The organism is Methylocella sp. (assembly GCA_037200525.1).
Classification (GTDB): domain Bacteria; phylum Pseudomonadota; class Alphaproteobacteria; order Rhizobiales; family Beijerinckiaceae; genus Methylocapsa.
The window spans coordinates 4,073,784-4,090,252 of sequence record JBBCGG010000001.1 but is presented as its reverse complement, the minus strand read 5'-3'; the positions used below and the strand labels follow the sequence as shown (position 1 = coordinate 4,090,252).

Here is a 16,469-nt window from a genome sequence, read left to right as displayed (position 1 = left end):
TCGCCCAAAGCAGGGGGAAATAAAAGTGAATATTGTTGGGATTAAACTCAGGAAAGCTTAGGGTAACACATGCGGCGCCTCACTCTAAAACATCTTGAGACCATCGTTGCTGTGGCCAAAAGCGGCACGATCGCGGCTGCGGCCGACAATTTGAGGGTCACGGCTGCAGCGCTGACGTCGCGGATCAAACTTCTCGAGGATGAGGCGGGCGTCGCCTTGTTTGATCGCGCCGGCGGAAGGCTTCATTTGACGGGCGCCGGCCAAGATGTGGTCAATGCCGCAATGCGCATAGACCTCGCCATGGCGGAACTGAAAACCACACTGTCGGCGCACCGCGACATGCACGCCGGACGGGTGACGATCGGCGTCGTCTCCACGGCTAAATATTTTGCGCCGCGTCTGATTGCAGCATTTGCGCGGCAGAATCCACGCATCGAGATTTCCATCTCAGTCGGCAATCGCGCCACGATTATAGCGGCGCTGCGCGATTATGCGATTGACGTCGCGCTCATGGGCCGGCCCCCTTCGGACTTTCCGGTGGTCAGCGAAAGCGTTGGACCGCATCCCCAGGTCGTCATCGCCCCACCGGACCACATTATGGCAAAGCGCGTCGGCATAAACAAGACCGAGCTTGGCCTTGAGAGCTTCATCATACGCGAGGAGGGGTCCGGCACGCGCAACGTATTCGACTATTTTTTCGATGGCGTCGTCATCCATGCGCCGCGAGTCCACGTCGAAATCGGGTCGAACGAGACGATCAAGCAAGCGGTCATGGCGGGTCTTGGCCTGACCTTGATCTCCGCGCATACCATCGAGGCCGAAGTATCGGATGGACGACTTGCAATCCTTGATGTGATCGGCCTGCCGATCATGCGTCAATGGTTCGCGGTTCACCACGGCAATCGCATGCTGTCGCCTGCGGCTCGCACGATGTGGAATTTTGTTGTGGCCGAGGGGCGAAGCTTTCTGCCAAAGATCGCGCTGCCCGGGGAACCGCGCTGAGTCTTTGCGGCATCAGGCTTGAGCCGACGTCTCTTTCTTCAGCCGGGCGAGCCAGCGCTTGGCTTGCGCCTTCACATTGGCTGGCGCGGCGCCGCCGTAGCTGGTGCGGCTGCGCACCGATTTTTCGACGCCGAGGACAGCGAAAACATCCGCCGCGATGCGCGGCTCCGCAGTCTGCATTTCAGCCAGGGTCAGTTTTTCCAGCGGGATTTTCTGCGCGGCGGCCATCGCGACCAGCCGGCCAGTGACATGGTGCGCCTCGCGGAACGGCAGCGCCAAGGTTTTCACCAGCCAATCGGCGAGGTCCGTCGCCGTCGCATAGCCAGAGCCCGCCGCCACCTTCATGCGCTTTTGATCGGGCTCAAGATCGGCGACCATGCCAGTCATCGCGGCAAGGCATAGAGAAAGCGACTGCAACGCGTCGAACGTGCCTTCCTTGTCTTCCTGCATGTCCTTGGAATAGGTCAGCGGCAGGCCTTTCATGACGATGAGCAGGCCGGTGAGCGCGCCGATAATCCGGCCCGCCTTGCCGCGCACCAGTTCGGCGGCGTCCGGATTGCGCTTTTGCGGCATGATCGACGAGCCGGTCGAGAATTTATCGGACAGCGCCGCAAATCCGAATTGCGGCGTCGCCCACAGCACGATTTCCTCGGCGAAGCGGGAGAGGTGAACGGCGCAGATCGAAGCCGCGCTCAAGATCTCAAGCACGAAATCGCGGTCGGATACGCTGTCCAGCGAATTGGCGGTCGGGCGATCGAAGCCAAGCGCGCGCGCGGTGGCGTCGCGATCGATCGGGAAGGAGGTTCCGGCCAAGGCGGCCGCTCCGAGTGGACATTCGTTGAGGCGCGCGCGCGCGTCGCGCAGACGCGAACGATCGCGGGCGAGCATTTCCACATAGGCTAGAAGGTGATGGCCGAAGGTGACCGGCTGCGCCGACTGCATATGGGTGAAGCCAGGCATGACGCTCGCCGCATGCGCGAGGGCTTTTTCCGCCAGCGCCTGTTGCAGATCGTGAATCTGGCGATCGAGCGCGTCGATGGTATCGCGCACCCAGAGCCGGAAATCGAGCGCAACCTGATCATTGCGCGAGCGCGCGGTGTGCAACCGCCCCGCCGCCGGACCGATCAGGGCGGCGAGCCGCGATTCGATGTTCATATGAATGTCTTCGAGCGCGCGCGAAAATGTGAACGTCCCGCTCTCGATTTCGCCTCTGATTGCGGTTAGTCCCTCGGAAATCGCTGCGGCATCCTCCGCCTTTATGATCCCGGTTTGGGCCAGCATGGCGACATGCGCCTTCGATCCTTCTATATCCTGCAGCGCGAGCCTATAATCGAAGCCGATCGAGGCATTGATTTCTTCCATGATAGCGTCCGGGCCGCTGGCGAACCGGCCGCCCCACATCTTGTTGCTCATCTTGTCGCGCTCTTTGAAAAAGTAATCGCATGACGCAAAATGTTCCGAAACAGGACCGCCGCCCTCATTTTACGCGCCGACTCGTCATTGCGTCGGTGCTTGTCGCCGCGGCGGTTCTGGTTGTAGTCCTTTACGCGATCAAAGCGCCGGACGGCAAGGAAGCTGCGGCGAGCGTCGCCTGTCCAGGCGCGCAAGCTGAAGCTCGCGCGATGCAGTCTCTGGTCCACGGGGAGATCGCGGCCCTCGGCCTGTCGACCCAGTCAAAACCGATGCCTCAGCTGAAATTTGCCGGGCCCGACGGGGCGCAGGTGAGTCTTGCGGACTTTAAAGGCCGCACGGTGCTGCTCAATCTCTGGGCGACCTGGTGCGTGCCTTGTCGGCAGGAAATGCCGGCGCTCGATCGTCTGCAGGCCAAGCTCGGCTCGAATGATTTCGCCGTTGTCGCGGTGAATATCGACACCGCGCGGCTGGAGCGGCCAAAAGCCTTCCTCAACGAAATCGGCGTCAAAAACCTTGGATTTTATGCCGACAATACCGCCGAAGTGTTTCAGGCTCTGAAAGCCGATGGCAAGGCTCTTGGCCTTCCAACCACCATTCTCGTCGGCAAAGATGGCTGCGACCTCGGCGTCATGGCCGGGCCCGCGCAATGGGATTCGCCGGAAGCCGTGGCGCTAGTGACGGCCGCGCAAGGCGGGTAACTCCCCGGCGAGCGACGGACGCCTGAGCCTCGGCGGATGCAGGCTCAGGCCTCAAAAGGCGAAGAACTGCGTCGGAGCGGGGCGCTCAGGCCTTCGCCGGCTGCTTGCAGTCGATGCCTTTACCGCTCAAGTAAGTCGCCAATTCGCCGGTTTGGAACATTTCACGGACGATATCGCAGCCGCCGATGAATTCGCCCTTGACGTAAAGCTGCGGAATCGTCGGCCAGTTGGAGAAATCCTTGATGCCCTGGCGGATTTCATTGGTCTCAAGGCAATTGACAACCTTGTAGTTAACGTCGAGATAGCCGAGAATCTGCACGAGTTGGCCCGAAAATCCGCATTGCGGAAAGTTCGCGGTCCCCTTCATGAACAAAACGACGTCGTTTTCATCGATCGTCGACTGGATGATTTCCTTGATGGCCATGGCCGTATCCTTTCAGGTAGTCGTCTGCTTACGCCGAAGCTAATCTGGACCTGAGCCCTACTTCGGCGCGTGGGTCGTGAGCTGAAGGGCGTGAAGCACCCCACCCATATGGCTGCCGAGCGCCTTATAGACAATCTGATGCTGCTGCAGCTTGGTCTTGCCGGTAAATTCCGAAGAGGTCACGATCGCCGCCCAATGGTCTTTATCGCCGACGAGATCGGTCAGCTCGACCTTGGCGTCCGGGATGCCGGCCTTGATGAGCTTCTCGATTTCGGATGGTTCCATCGCCATTATTCGTCCTCGTTGCGGCAGAGCAATAGCGCCGCACGCCCTTTATATTGCACCGGCCATATAATCAGGCAACCACTCTTCGTGGTTGCCGACCAAGTCGCTCAACAGTATGGCGGCCTCGCCGTTTAGGGTCAATGTCGCCCCTCCCGTCACGCCGATGATTTCGCAGACGACGCCGGCGGCCTGCGCCGCAACCCGAATCGCTTCAGCCTTTACCGGAGCCGCAGTGACGATATAGCGCGCCTGATCTTCGCCAAACCAGAAGGCGTGCGCGGGCAACGATGCGGGGGCCACGACGGTTGCGCCAATTCCGCCTGCCATCGCCATCTCGGCGAGCGCCACGACGAGGCCGCCGTCCGAAACATCATGCACGGCGCTTACCGCTCCCTCGGCGATGAGCCCGCGCACGAAATCGCCGCTGCGCTTTTCCAACGCCAGATCGACGGGAGGCGGGGCGCCTTCCTCGCGCCCGCAAATCTCGCGCAAATAGAGCGATTGGCCGAGCCATCCCTCTGTTGGGCCGACAACCAGAATTTTGTCGTCCGGCTGCTTGAATGAAATCGTCGCAGTCCGGCTCACCTCTTCTACAAGGCCAACGCCGCCGATCGAGGGAGTGGGCAGAATGGCCCGCCCACTACTCTCATTATAGAGCGAGACATTGCCGGAGACGATCGGGAAGTCGAGCGCGCGGCAGGCATCGCCAACGCCATTGAGGCAACCGACGAACTGGCCCATGATCTCGGGCTTTTCCGGATTGCCGAAGTTGAGATTATCCGTCACCGCGCGCGGGATCGCCCCGACGGCGGTGAGATTGCGCCAGGCTTCGGCCACCGCCTGCTTGCCGCCTTCATAAGGGTCGGCCTCGCAATAGCGTGGGGTCACGTCCGTTGTCAGCGCCAAGCCTTTGGGGCCCTCGCCAATGCGGATCACGGCCGCGTCGCCGCCCGGCGTCTGCACGCTATTGCCGAGAATGAGATGATCATATTGCTCGTAAATCCAACGTTTCGAGCAAAGGTCCGGAGCGGCCATCAGGCGCAACAGGGCTTCGGCGTTGGAGATAGGCGCCAAGATTTCCGCCGCATTGAGCCGCGGCCGTTTCGGCGGCGCTACATGCGGGCGATCATAGAGCGGGGCGGCGTCGCCAAGCTGCTTGATCGGCAGATCGGCTTTGATCGCGCCGCCGTGTTTGACGACAAATCGCAACGTATCCGTCGTCTTGCCGATAATTGCGAAATCGAGCCCCCATTTGACGAAAACCGCTTTGGCCTCCGCCTCCTTGGCGGGGTCGAGCACCATCAACATGCGCTCCTGGCTTTCCGAAAGCAGCATCTCATAGGCGCTCATGCCGGTCTCGCGACAGGGCACGGCGTCAAGATCGAGCTCGACGCCAAGATCGCCTTTGGCTCCCATCTCAACCGCCGAGGAGGTCAATCCTGCCGCGCCCATATCCTGAATTGCGATGACGGCGCCGGTGCGCATCAGTTCGAGGCAGGCTTCGAGCAACAGCTTTTCGGTGAATGGATCGCCCACCTGCACCGTCGGGCGTTTGGTCTCGGCATCCTCCTCGAAGGAGGCCGAGGCCATGGTCGCGCCGTGTATGCCGTCGCGCCCCGTCTTTGAGCCGAGATAGACGATCGGATTGCCGATTCCGGTCGCCTTCGCATAGAAGATCTCATCCGCGCGGGCGATGCCGACCGCCATGGCGTTGACGAGAATATTGCCATCGTAGCGCGTATGGAACGCCGTCGCGCCGCCAACGGTCGGAACGCCAAAACTATTGCCGTAACCCCCGATGCCGGCGACAACGCCAGCGACAAGATGCCGCGTGCGCGGATGCTCGGGAGCGCCGAAGCGGAGCAGATTGAGACAAGCGACCGGACGCGCGCCCATAGTGAAGACATCGCGTAAAATGCCGCCGACGCCGGTAGCCGCGCCCTGAAACGGCTCGATGTAGGAGGGATGGTTGTGGCTTTCCATCTTGAAGACGCAGGCGTCTCCATCTCCGATGTCGATGACGCCGGCGTTTTCGCCCGGTCCTTGAATCACCCAGGGCGCTTTGGTCGGCAGCCCGCGCAAATGCAACCGCGACGATTTATAGGAACAATGCTCGTTCCACATGGCCGAAAAAATGCCGAGCTCCGTGAAGGTTGGAACCCGTCCGATCAGAGCGAGGATTTTTTCATACTCGTCCGGCTTCAGGCCATGAGCTGCGACGAGTTCGGGGGTGATGGCGGGTTCTTCGGTCTGGCTCGACATGTGCCGCTTTTTATATCCCAAAATTCCGGAAGAGAGGGCGCCAGAGGTTGGCGGAGAGGTGAGTGCACGAGATTCTGGTAATTACGGAGGCGCCTGCTTAAACGGCGCCGGACGCCGGAACAAGTCGGCCGGCCGGCGCTGATGCGGCTTGAGGCGGCGCGGCGGTGAATTCGGCCAAGCTTTTGAACAGGCCGCGTCCGTCGATGCCGCCGACCAGCGGATCGATCAGGTTTTCGGCGTGCGGCATCAGGCCCAGCACATTGAACTCTTCCGAGTAGATTCCGGCGATAGCGTTGGTTGAGCCGTTTGGATTGGCGGTTCGGTTGAGCTTGCCGTGGGCGTCGCAATAGCGGAAGGCGACGCGGCCATCGCCTTCGAGGCGAGCAATGGTCTCAGCGTCGGCCGTGTAATTGCCCTCGCCATGGGCGATGGCGACCTTGACCGCCTGGCCTTGGCGATAATTGGCGGTGAAGGCCGTATCGGAGCGCTCAACCCTTATGTGCTGCATGCGGCAAATGAAACGCAGCTGCGCATTGCGCATCAGTATGCCGGGCAGCAGTCCGCATTCGACGAGGATCTGAAATCCGTTGCAAATGCCGATGACCAAGCCGCCCCGGGCGGCATGTGCGCGGACCGCCGCCATGATTGGCGAACGCGCCGCAATCGAGCCGCAGCGCAGATAATCGCCATAGGAAAATCCGCCGGGAAGCACGACGAGGTCGGTCCGCAGCGGCAGCTCGGTCTCGCCGTGCCAGACTATTGACGGTTCGCCATAGGCTGAAAGAGCGCGAAAAACATCGCCCTCGCGATTGGAGCCGGGAAATAGAACAATCGCGGCGTTCATTGCGTCGATGAACTCCTTTTGGACCTTTTTTGGAGCCAACTGCCGCCTCGCGAGACGGCGAAGCGTTGTTCAGAGAATCTCCACCCGGAAATCCTCGACGACCTGATTGGCAAGAAGCCTTTCACAGGCCTCGCGAAGCAGACTTTCCGCGGCTCCGCGATTGTCCGATGCGAGCTCGATGTCGAAAATCTTGCCTTGCCGCACGCTCTCGACCCCGCTGATATGGAGCGACTTAAGCGCGCCTTCAATGGCTTTGCCCTGCGGATCGAGGATTCCATTTCTGAGAGTGACGACGACGCGGGCTTTCATTGCGTGCGCGTCCGGTTGATTCGCCAAGGCATCGCGACAAAATCCTTCAAAAGAAAACGGAGGCCTGAGCCTCCGCATAGTTCGATTTGCGGTTCATCGCAAATCTCGCCCTTCGGTTGTGAACGCCGCACCCAGAAGTCGTGCGCGGCGCCCCGCCAATGGCGCTTTCGCAAGAGACCGCTCTCGCAAAAGGGCTTTGAATTCCTTCGCCAAAGCGTTGCAGTCGGCTCCGCTTTTGCGGGGCCGGCCAGATTCCTACTGAACCAGCTTTGGCCCGCTTCCGCGCGGCTGCTCGTTTTCCTGGAGAATGCCAAGACGCCGCGCGACTTCGGTATAGGCCTCGACGAGGCCGCCGAGATCGCGGCGGAAACGATCCTTGTCGAGCTTGTCGTTCGACTTGATGTCCCAAAGGCGGCATGAATCCGGCGAAATCTCGTCGGCTACGGCGATGCGCATCATGTCGCCTTCCCAGAGGCGGCCGCACTCCATCTTGAAATCAACGAGGCGGATTCCGACGCCGAGGAACAGACCGGAGAGGAAATCATTGACCCTGATGGCGAGGGCCATGATGTCGTCGATTTCTTGCGGGCTGGCCCAGCCGAAAGCGGTGATATGCTCTTCCGACACCATCGGGTCGTTAAGTTCGTCGTTTTTATAATAGAACTCGATGATGGAGCGCGGCAGCTGGGTGCCTTCCTCGATGCCGAGGCGGGTCGAGAGAGAGCCGGCGGCGACGTTGCGCACGACCACTTCGAGCGGCACGATCTCCACTTCTCGAATCAATTGCTCGCGCATGTTGAGACGCCGGATGAAATGCGTCGGCACGCCGATGTCATTGAGGTTCTGGAAGATGAACTCGGAGATCCGATTGTTCAGAACCCCCTTGCCATCAATGACCTCATGCTTCTTGGCGTTAAAAGCGGTTGCGTCGTCCTTAAAGTGCTGGATGAGCGTACCGGGTTCTGGCCCTTCATAGAGGACTTTTGCCTTGCCTTCATAGATGCGCCGGCGGCGATTCATTGGGATTAACCGTGGCTTGAGAGGATCCATAGGGGGGTGTGGCTCCTGTGAACGACCTAGCCTAGTCCGAACAGCTAAGTATAGTGCGCTGTTCAGTCGGGGCAGGCGTAGGGTAGGCGTCGAGTCATTGCGCAGTTTCGCGAGGTCTTAAGCCTTTTTCGGTCCCGGAGACAACGCGGCCGAAAGACCCATCGAAATGCGAAATTTCACGCAAGGCTGGGACAACGCATTGAGAACGCTGGAATTGATTCCCTCACATACGAGCAACTTCGGCGTTCTAGCAGAGATCAATCGCCAAATACAGAGAAGAAATCGAGCTCTCAATACGCCCCCGATATCTTCAATTTGGCGCCCAACAATGTCCTTTTTAGGAAACCCTGTTAGGATGATTCGCTCAACCGAACGCTGGAATTTAGATCCTTCTTGATGGGGAGCCTAATGACTACTTTCGACAAGCGCGAACAGGCTTTCGAAGCGAAGCTTGCGCACGACCACGAACTCCGGTTCAGGGCCCTCGTACGGCGCAACAAGTTGCTTGGGCTTTGGGCCGCCGAAAAGCTTGGCAAGGCCGCAGCCGAGGCTGAGGCTTACGCGGCATCGCTTGTCGCCGCAGATGTCGAGGAAGGCGGCGAGGACAAGATCTTCGCAAGAATCCGCTCCGACTTGGAGCAGGCGGGGGTTTCGCAATCGGACCATCAGATTCGCCGCAAGATGGAAGAATTTCTCGCCGCCGCCGTGGCGGAGGTGAAGGCAGGGGCCGGAGGCGCGAGGTCAAGGCCGCTCGGGCATTGATTTTCGGTCCAGCAATGAGTTGTTAAGGCGGCCGGCGCGAGAGTAACCCAATGCTCCGCTTAAATCCCGATGGCCATGCGCCGACCCCGCTCCCGTTATTCGCTGCGGCTGACCCCGAGCTTGCAACGCTCGCCAGCGCCTGGGTCGGGCATTTGTCCGGCGAGCGTCGCGTCGCGTCGCATACTCTGGAATCTTACGCGCGCGACCTCCGCCAGTTCCTCGCTTTTGCGGCCATTCACTTCGGCGGCCCTCCATCGCTGACGACGCTTCAGGAACTCGCGCCGGCCGACCTTCGCGCTTTCATGGCGGCGCGCCGGGCCGGAGGCGCGGGCAGCCGCTCGCTGCTGCGCCAGCTCGCAGGACTGCGCTCCTTCATGCGTTATCTCGAGCGGAATGGGAAAGCCAAGAGCGCGGCTTTTTCCAGTGTGCGCGCGCCCAAAGCAGCGCGCCGGCTGCCAAAACCCTTGAGCGCGGAATCCGCGCGGGAGGTCGTCAGCGCCGACGCGCGCGCCGGCGAGAATCGTCCCGCGTGGATTTTGGCGCGCGACGCCGCCGTGCTTGGCCTTTTGTATGGCGCCGGATTGCGCATTTCCGAGGCTCTGGCGATCAAACGGTCGGAGGCGCCGGTGGGAGCGATGGACGCCCTGACCGTGACGGGAAAAGGACAAAAGACCCGCGCCGTGCCGGTCATCGCCCCGGTGCGTCGAGGCATCGAGGCCTATCTCGCGCTCTGTCCTTATACTCTCCCGCCGGAACGGCATTTATTCGTCGGCGCGAAAGGCGGTCCGCTCTCGCCGCGCATCATCCAACTCGCGGTGGAGCGGTTGCGCGGCGCGCTCGGCCTGCCGGACAGCGCGACGCCGCACGCGCTGCGCCATTCCTTCGCCACTCATCTGCTTGGACGCGGCGGCGATCTGCGCACAATCCAGGAGCTTTTGGGGCATGCCTCGCTGTCCACGACGCAGATCTATACGGCTGTGGACAGCGCCCGCTTGATCGAAGCTTATCGATCCGCGCATCCGCGTGGGGGTTGATCCGTAACGGTTCACCTTTCCTTCATGCTCCGCGCCTGCTATCTCGCTGGCATGGCAACCCATTCTCTCGACAACATCCGCAATTTCTCGATTGTCGCTCATATTGACCATGGCAAATCGACTCTGGCCGACAGGCTGATCCAGACAACAGGGGCAGTAGCGGCGCGCGACATGGTCGAACAGGTGCTCGATTCGATGGACATCGAACGCGAGCGCGGCATCACCATCAAGGCGCAAACCGTCCGTCTCGAATATAAGGCGCTGGACGGCAAGACCTACATTCTGAACCTGATGGATACGCCTGGACACGTTGACTTTGCTTATGAGGTGTCGCGTTCGCTCGCCGCCTGCGAGGGTTCTTTGCTCGTCGTCGACGCCAGTCAGGGAGTCGAGGCGCAGACCCTCGCCAATGTCTACCACGCTCTCGACGCCGGCCATGAGATCGTGCCGGTATTGAACAAGATCGATCTGCCCGCCGCCGAGCCGGATCGGATCAAGCAGCAGATCGAAGACGTGATCGGGCTCGACGCCTCCGAGGCCGTGCTGATTTCGGCGAAAACCGGAATCGGCATCGATCTCGTGCTGGAGGCGATCGTCAACCGTCTGCCGCCCCCCAAAGGCGACGAGAGCGCGCCGTTGAAAGCCCTTCTCGTCGATTCTTGGTACGACACCTATCTTGGCGTCGTCGTGCTGGTGCGGATCATCGATGGCACGATAAAAAAACACCAGAGAATCAAGATGATGGGCACTGACGCCCATTACGAGATCGACAATGTCGGCGTGTTTCGGCCGAAGTTGCAGGATGTCGCGCAGCTTGGGCCCGGCGAAATCGGCTTTATCACCGCCCAGATCAAGCAAGTCGCCGATACCCGCGTCGGCGACACCATTACCGATGAGCGCAAACCCTGCGCCGAAGCGTTGCCGGGGTTCAAGCCGGCGCAGCCGGTCGTCTTCTGCGGATTGTTCCCGGTCGACGCCGCGGACTTCGAGGATTTGCGCGCCGCCATGGGCCGCTTGCGGCTAAATGACGCCAGCTTCTCTTTTGAAATGGAGAGTTCGGCCGCGCTCGGCTTTGGCTTTCGCTGCGGCTTTCTTGGGCTGTTGCATCTCGAGATCATTCAGGAGCGGCTGGAGCGCGAGTTCAATCTCGATCTCATCGCGACCGCTCCTTCCGTCGTCTATAGAATCGTGCAGCGCGACGGCGAAATCCTCGAACTGCACAATCCGGCGGATATGCCTGATCCGACCAGGATCGAGACCATTGAGGAGCCCTGGATCAGGGCGACGATTCTAACCCCCGACGATTATCTCGGCGCGGTGCTGAAGCTTTGTCAGGAGCGGCGCGGGACGCAAGTCGATCTCAACTACGTCGGCAAACGCGCGATGGCGGTCTACGATTTGCCGCTGAACGAAGTTGTGTTCGATTTCTACGATCGTCTGAAGTCGATCTCCAAAGGCTATGCGAGCTTTGACTATGCGGTCACGGATTATCGTCCCGGCGATCTCGTAAAAATGTCGATTCTCGTCAACGCCGAGCCGGTCGACGCGCTGTCGATGCTGGTGCACCGCGATCGCGCCGATATGCGTGGCCGCCTCATGGTGGAGAAGCTGAAAGAGCTGATCCCGCAGCATATGTTCCAGATCCCGATTCAGGCGGCTATCGGCGGCAAGATTATCGCCCGCGAAACGGTGAAAGCCATGCGCAAGGATGTCACCGCAAAGTGCTATGGCGGTGACGCGACGCGCAAACGCAAGCTGCTGGAAAGGCAGAAGGCCGGTAAGAAAAAAATGCGCCAGTTCGGCAAGGTCGAGATTCCGCAGGAGGCCTTCATCGCCGCGCTGAAGATGGATAGTTGAGGGCGCGACCTAGCCTTGATCGGAGCCCGCTATACACGGGCCGATTGACTTCTAGCTATTCATTGCAACCAACCAGCGCCTGAACTCGCGTCGGCGGGTTGGCGATTACTTAACAGCGGAACTATCGACCATAATCGAGCGTTGCGGCTTGTGGGCGCCTTGCGTTGAGCTATAGGCGCTAAAAGGAGTCTGCGATGAGACGCTTTGGTGCAATAGCGAGTGTTGCGGCGATCTGCGCCGCGCTTGTTGCCAGCGGTCCAGCTTCGGCGCGGGGGGGATTTGGCGGCTTCCACGGAGGCGGATTCGGCGGCGGCTTCCATGGCGGCGGCTTCCACGGCGGGGGCTTCCGTTCGGCGGGTTTCCACGGCGGCGGCTGGAACGGCGGCTGGCATGGAGGCGGCTGGCATGGCGGCGGTTGGCGCGGGGCCGGTTGGAACGGCGGCGGCTGGCGGGGCGGCTGGAACCGTGGCTGCTGGGGCTGCGTCGCGGGGGCGGGCCTGCTCGGCTTTGGCCTCGGCTACGGCTTGGGCAGCGATTGGGGCTATGACTACCCCGATTACGCCCTCGGCTACGGCGATCCCTATGGATATGGATACGGATACAATTACGGATATCCGGGATATGCTTACTCAACAGCCGCGGTCGCGGCCCCTGTGACGACAGGGCGCAGCGTCGCGACCGGAGGCATCGGCAATTATTGCGCGACGCCCGTCAAGACGTGCGAACTCTACCATGCGTCATATGTCGGTGTTGGGTGCTCGTGCAAAGTCAGCGGCGGCCGCGCCCGCGGCACGGTTGCGCCCTAATTCAGTCTGTCTCTGAGCTTCGCTGCGTCGACGGCTTGGAGATTGAGGGGCACATCCATGGAGCGGGAGCCACCGCTTCATGGGTTTCTGGCGCTTGAGCACGAATGGTTGATCTCCAAGCGCCGGAACTCTCCCTGCAACTGAAGCGTTGCCTTTCCGATTGCCCTGCGGTTTAGCAGTAAGGGCAAAAGGAGTAGTAGGTAATGAGACGCTTTGGTGTATTGGCGGCCGTTGCGGCTGTGGGCGTGGCGCTTGCCAGCAGCAGTCCAGCTTCGGCGCGAGGCGGATTTGGCGGGCATGGGGGCGGCGGTTTCCATGGCGGCGGCTTCCACGGTGGCGGTTTCCACGGTGGTTTTGGCGGTTTTCACGGCCGCCGCTTCTTTGGCGGGGGTTGTTTTGGCTGTTTTGCCGGAGCCGGCCTGTTTGGTTACGGGCTAGCCGGCGATTGGGGATATGATTACGGCTATCCTTATCCCTCTGATTACTATGGCTATCAGCCTTATTCTGGGTATGACTATCCCCAGGGTCCCCAGGCTCCCCAGGGCGGTTATGCGGCCTATCCCCCGGCCTATGCCCCAGCCCCCGCCGCGGGGGTCAGCGCGCCCAGCGCAAGACTTGGCAATTACTGCTCGACGCAGGTTAAGACTTGCCAGATTCGCCACCCGTATTACGTCGGCGGCGGTTGTTCCTGCAAAGTCGGCAGCGGTCAAGCCTACGGTACGGTCGTTCCCTGATTCAATCGGGTTTTGAGCTCTTCGATGCGGCGGCCGGGATTCTCCCGGCCGTTTTTCGTTCGCCTCGGAGGCCGAATAGGAGCAATGCCGGCGCCAAGCGCAAGATCCCGAGGAAGTGATGATCCTGATCCAAGACGGCTCGCCACGCGAAAAGCTGAAGAATCCGGCGCCGCATATGAGCAGCGCGCGCATCGCTCAAGCGTGCGACACTGAAACGATTTGACGCTCCGCTAGAACCTCACTAAATCAAATCAACCGAAGATCGAAATTTCCTCCTGTGTTCTTGGGGTAATCGCTACGCCCCAAAATTAGGGGTGGCGCCGCATTGAATCCGCGTTATCCCGCCGGGATCGTCAGTCGCTTGAAGGAAGCTCATTGAAACGCATGAAAGCGTCCAGGCGAATTTCCTTCTCATAATCGAGCCTCGAGCGGGGGTTTTCCGCCCATCCAGACGTTTTGGTTTGGATCATTGGGGAATATTTATATGGATTATCGGCGCTTCTTCGATGATGCGATCACGAAGTTGAAGGGCGAGAGGCGCTATCGCGTCTTCGCCGATCTCGCGCGAGACGCCGCAGCTTACCCTCGCGCAGTATGGCGCCGGGGCGAGGAAGCGCAGCATAGCGCCGTCGATGTCGTCGTCTGGTGCTCCAACGATTATCTTTGCATGGGCCGTCATCCCCAGGTGATCGAGGCGATGACCTGCGCCGCAGCAGCGCATGGGGTCGGCTCCGGCGGAACCCGCAATATTTCCGGCAATAATCATCCCTTGGTGGAGCTGGAAGCTGAACTGGCCGATCTGCATGGCAAGGAAGCGGGCCTCGTCTTCACTTCGGGCTGGATCTCCAATCTCGCGACCATCTCGACGATCGGCGATGTTCTGCCCGATTGCCTCATCCTCTCCGATCAGCTGAACCACAATTCGATGATCGAGGGCGTCCGCCGGTCGAAGGCGGAGCGCAAGATTTTCCGGCACAATGATCTTGCTCATCTCGAACAGCTTTTGGCCGAAGCCGGTGATCAGCGCGCCAAGCTGATTGTTTTCGAGAGCCTTTATTCAATGAGCGGAGACATCGCTCCGATCAGCCAAATCGCCGATCTCGCCAAGCGCTACAACGCGATGACTTATATGGACGAAGTCCATGCGGTTGGCCTCTATGGCGCCCATGGCGGCGGCATTGGCGAGCGCGACGGCGTCATGGACAGAATCGACGTGATCGAGGGCACGCTCGCCAAGGGATTTGGCGCCTTGGGCGGCTATATCGCCGCCGATAGGTCGATCGTCGATGCGGTGCGCTCCTATGCCCCGTCTTTCATCTTCACCACCTCGTTGCCTCCCTCGGTCGCCGCCGCGGCCAAGACCGCCGTGCATCTCTTGAAGCAGGGCGAGGGCGTCGAGCTTCGGGTTATGCATCAGCGGCAGTCGATGCTGACCAAACATGCCTTAAGCGCCGCCGGCCTCCCGGTTATGGCGAACCGTTCCCACATCGTGCCGGTTCTCGTCGGCGACGCCGAGCTCTGCAAGGCCGCGACGGACATGCTGCTTGAGCGCCACTCGATCTATATTCAGCCGATCAACTATCCGACCGTCGCCAAGGGGACGGAGAGACTGCGCATCACGCCAAGCCCGCTGCACACCGATGCGCATATCGCGGATCTCGTCGAGGCCCTGGTCGACGTCTGGGAGAGCCTGAAACTTCCCTTCGTCGAACAGCCAAAAGTCCTCGAATTCAAGCGCGAGCCGGTTGCCGACCCGCATTGCACCTATCCTGAATTCAAGCGCGCGGCGGAATAGTTTTTCGCGACGCCGGCGCGATAGACCTGGGACGATGTCGTCCCCGCAGACGCTTGGCCTTATCCCAAGGATGGGGCCGGGCGCGAAGCTAAGCCCCGAGCCCATGCTGCTCGGCGAGCTGCGCCAGATCCGTCTGCGGCCGCGCGCCAATGTGCTGGATAATCTCCGCTGCAGCCAGCGCGCCCAGTCGCGCGCAACTCAAAAGATCCTTGTCCCTGGTGAGGCCGGCGAGAAAACCGGCCGCGAAGAGATCGCCGGCGCCGGTGGTGTCGACGACGCGATCAACCGGGAACGCCGGCGCCGTCAGAACCTCATTGCGCGTCGCGACGACCGAGCCCTGTTCTGAACGGGTAATGACGCCAAGGATATTCTCGCTCCGCAGCTGCGCGAGAGCGGTGTCGAAATCCGAAGTTTGGTAGAGCGAATGCAATTCGCTCTCGTTGGCGAAGACGATTTGCACTGCCTGCGAGCGAATCAACTCAAGGAATTCGTCGCGATATCGATCGACGCAAAACGAGTCGGACAGCGACAATGCGACTTTCCGCCCGGCGGCGCGGGCGATCTTCGACGCCTTGAGGAAGGCGGCTTTGGCGGCGGGCGGATCCCAGAGATAGCCTTCAAGATAGATAATGGCGGATTGCTTGACGAGATCTTCGTCGACATCCGCCTCGCTGAGATCCTGGCAAGCCCCCAGAAACGTGTTCATCGTGCGCTGGCCGTCCGGCGTGACGAAGATGAGGCATCTTGCGCTAGCCGATCCAACATCGGCGGGCGCGGTCGAAAATCCAACCTTGGCGGCGCGGATATCATGGGCGAAAATCGCGCCAAGTTCGTCCGCTTTGACTTTGCCGATAAAGGCGGCTTTGCAGCCAAGGCCAGCCAGTCCGATGATCGTATTGGCCGCCGAGCCTCCGGAAACAACCGTCGCCGGCCCCATGGCTTCGTAAAGGCTTTTAGCGCGAGCCTCGTCAATCAGCGTCATCCCGCCTTTGTGCAGGCCATGAGCGATCAGGAAAGCGTCATCGGTTTGGCCGATGACATCGACGATGGCGTTTCCGAAACCAAGCACATCATACCGGCAAGACGACATTCTCGTTTTCTCCGCCCATCAGCGCCCGAGCATCAAGCCGGCGGCTCCCCGCAGCGCTCCGGCTTAGTTACTGCAGCCTCGCGCTATTGGCAAACAAGCCTCTG

16 protein-coding genes are annotated in these 16,469 nt (G+C 60.6%); 8 read left to right on the top strand and 8 right to left on the bottom strand.

The genetic code is table 11. The features are described 5' to 3' along the window. The first annotated feature begins 69 nt into the window (after positions 1-69). A complete protein-coding gene (locus WDN46_20050; protein MEJ0095610.1) occupies positions 70-1,002 on the top strand; it encodes a LysR family transcriptional regulator in 933 nt (310 codons plus the stop codon). A gap of 12 nt (positions 1,003-1,014) precedes the next feature. Here the strand turns inward: WDN46_20050 and argH are convergent, their stop codons facing one another. Further along, positions 1,015-2,415: an argininosuccinate lyase gene (gene argH / locus WDN46_20045; protein MEJ0095609.1), complete on the bottom strand. Its 1,401-nt coding sequence runs from the start codon at positions 2,413-2,415 to the stop codon at positions 1,015-1,017. A gap of 29 nt (positions 2,416-2,444) precedes the next feature. Here argH and WDN46_20040 point away from each other — a divergent pair, with 29 nt between their 5' ends. Then, a complete protein-coding gene (locus tag WDN46_20040) occupies positions 2,445-3,113 on the top strand; it encodes a TlpA disulfide reductase family protein (GenBank protein MEJ0095608.1) in 669 nt (222 codons plus the stop codon). A gap of 85 nt (positions 3,114-3,198) precedes the next feature. Here the strand turns inward: WDN46_20040 and grxD are convergent, their stop codons facing one another. From grxD to purC, 6 genes are all read right to left on the bottom strand, one after another. Next, positions 3,199-3,537: a Grx4 family monothiol glutaredoxin gene (grxD, locus tag WDN46_20035; GenBank protein MEJ0095607.1), complete on the bottom strand. Its 339-nt coding sequence runs from the start codon at positions 3,535-3,537 to the stop codon at positions 3,199-3,201. A gap of 57 nt (positions 3,538-3,594) precedes the next feature. Then, complete coding sequence (locus tag WDN46_20030; GenBank protein ID MEJ0095606.1) at positions 3,595-3,828, bottom strand: BolA/IbaG family iron-sulfur metabolism protein; 234 nt, start codon at positions 3,826-3,828, stop codon at positions 3,595-3,597. 42 nt (positions 3,829-3,870) lie between these two features. Continuing rightward, complete coding sequence (purL, locus tag WDN46_20025; protein ID MEJ0095605.1) at positions 3,871-6,084, bottom strand: phosphoribosylformylglycinamidine synthase subunit PurL; 2,214 nt, start codon at positions 6,082-6,084, stop codon at positions 3,871-3,873. Positions 6,085-6,181: 97 nt separating this feature from the next. Then, positions 6,182-6,928, bottom strand: coding sequence for a phosphoribosylformylglycinamidine synthase subunit PurQ (purQ, locus tag WDN46_20020; GenBank protein ID MEJ0095604.1), 747 nt, complete (start codon positions 6,926-6,928; stop codon positions 6,182-6,184). Positions 6,929-6,997: 69 nt separating this feature from the next. Continuing rightward, the gene (purS, locus tag WDN46_20015) at positions 6,998-7,237 is read right to left on the bottom strand and encodes a phosphoribosylformylglycinamidine synthase subunit PurS (protein ID MEJ0095603.1); all 240 of its coding nucleotides are present in this window, start codon (positions 7,235-7,237) and stop codon (positions 6,998-7,000) included. Positions 7,238-7,492: 255 nt separating this feature from the next. Continuing rightward, positions 7,493-8,287: a phosphoribosylaminoimidazolesuccinocarboxamide synthase gene (gene purC / locus WDN46_20010; protein MEJ0095602.1), complete on the bottom strand. Its 795-nt coding sequence runs from the start codon at positions 8,285-8,287 to the stop codon at positions 7,493-7,495. Between the two features lie 408 nt (positions 8,288-8,695). On the opposite strand from purC, the gene WDN46_20005 reads away from it, so the two are divergent. The 6 genes from WDN46_20005 to hemA all read left to right on the top strand — a co-directional run bounded on the left by WDN46_20005 (position 8,696) and on the right by hemA (position 15,275). Beyond that, the gene (locus WDN46_20005; protein ID MEJ0095601.1) at positions 8,696-9,049 is read left to right on the top strand and encodes a DUF1476 domain-containing protein; all 354 of its coding nucleotides are present in this window, start codon (positions 8,696-8,698) and stop codon (positions 9,047-9,049) included. Positions 9,050-9,099: 50 nt separating this feature from the next. Further along, positions 9,100-10,083, top strand: coding sequence for a tyrosine recombinase XerC (locus WDN46_20000; protein ID MEJ0095600.1), 984 nt, complete (start codon positions 9,100-9,102; stop codon positions 10,081-10,083). Positions 10,084-10,134: 51 nt separating this feature from the next. Further along, positions 10,135-11,940: a translation elongation factor 4 gene (gene lepA, locus WDN46_19995; protein MEJ0095599.1), complete on the top strand. Its 1,806-nt coding sequence runs from the start codon at positions 10,135-10,137 to the stop codon at positions 11,938-11,940. Positions 11,941-12,134: 194 nt separating this feature from the next. Beyond that, entirely contained in the window at positions 12,135-12,746 is a 612-nt protein-coding gene (locus tag WDN46_19990; GenBank protein ID MEJ0095598.1) for a hypothetical protein, read from the top strand. A gap of 203 nt (positions 12,747-12,949) precedes the next feature. Beyond that, positions 12,950-13,480 (top strand): hypothetical protein, encoded by a 531-nt coding sequence (locus WDN46_19985; GenBank protein MEJ0095597.1) that lies wholly within the window; start codon positions 12,950-12,952, stop codon positions 13,478-13,480. 484 nt (positions 13,481-13,964) lie between these two features. After that, complete coding sequence (gene hemA / locus WDN46_19980) at positions 13,965-15,275, top strand: 5-aminolevulinate synthase (protein MEJ0095596.1); 1,311 nt, start codon at positions 13,965-13,967, stop codon at positions 15,273-15,275. Positions 15,276-15,363: 88 nt separating this feature from the next. Here the strand turns inward: hemA and WDN46_19975 are convergent, their stop codons facing one another. Beyond that, positions 15,364-16,365 (bottom strand): adenosine kinase, encoded by a 1,002-nt coding sequence (locus WDN46_19975; GenBank protein ID MEJ0095595.1) that lies wholly within the window; start codon positions 16,363-16,365, stop codon positions 15,364-15,366. Positions 16,366-16,469: the final 104 nt, after the last annotated feature.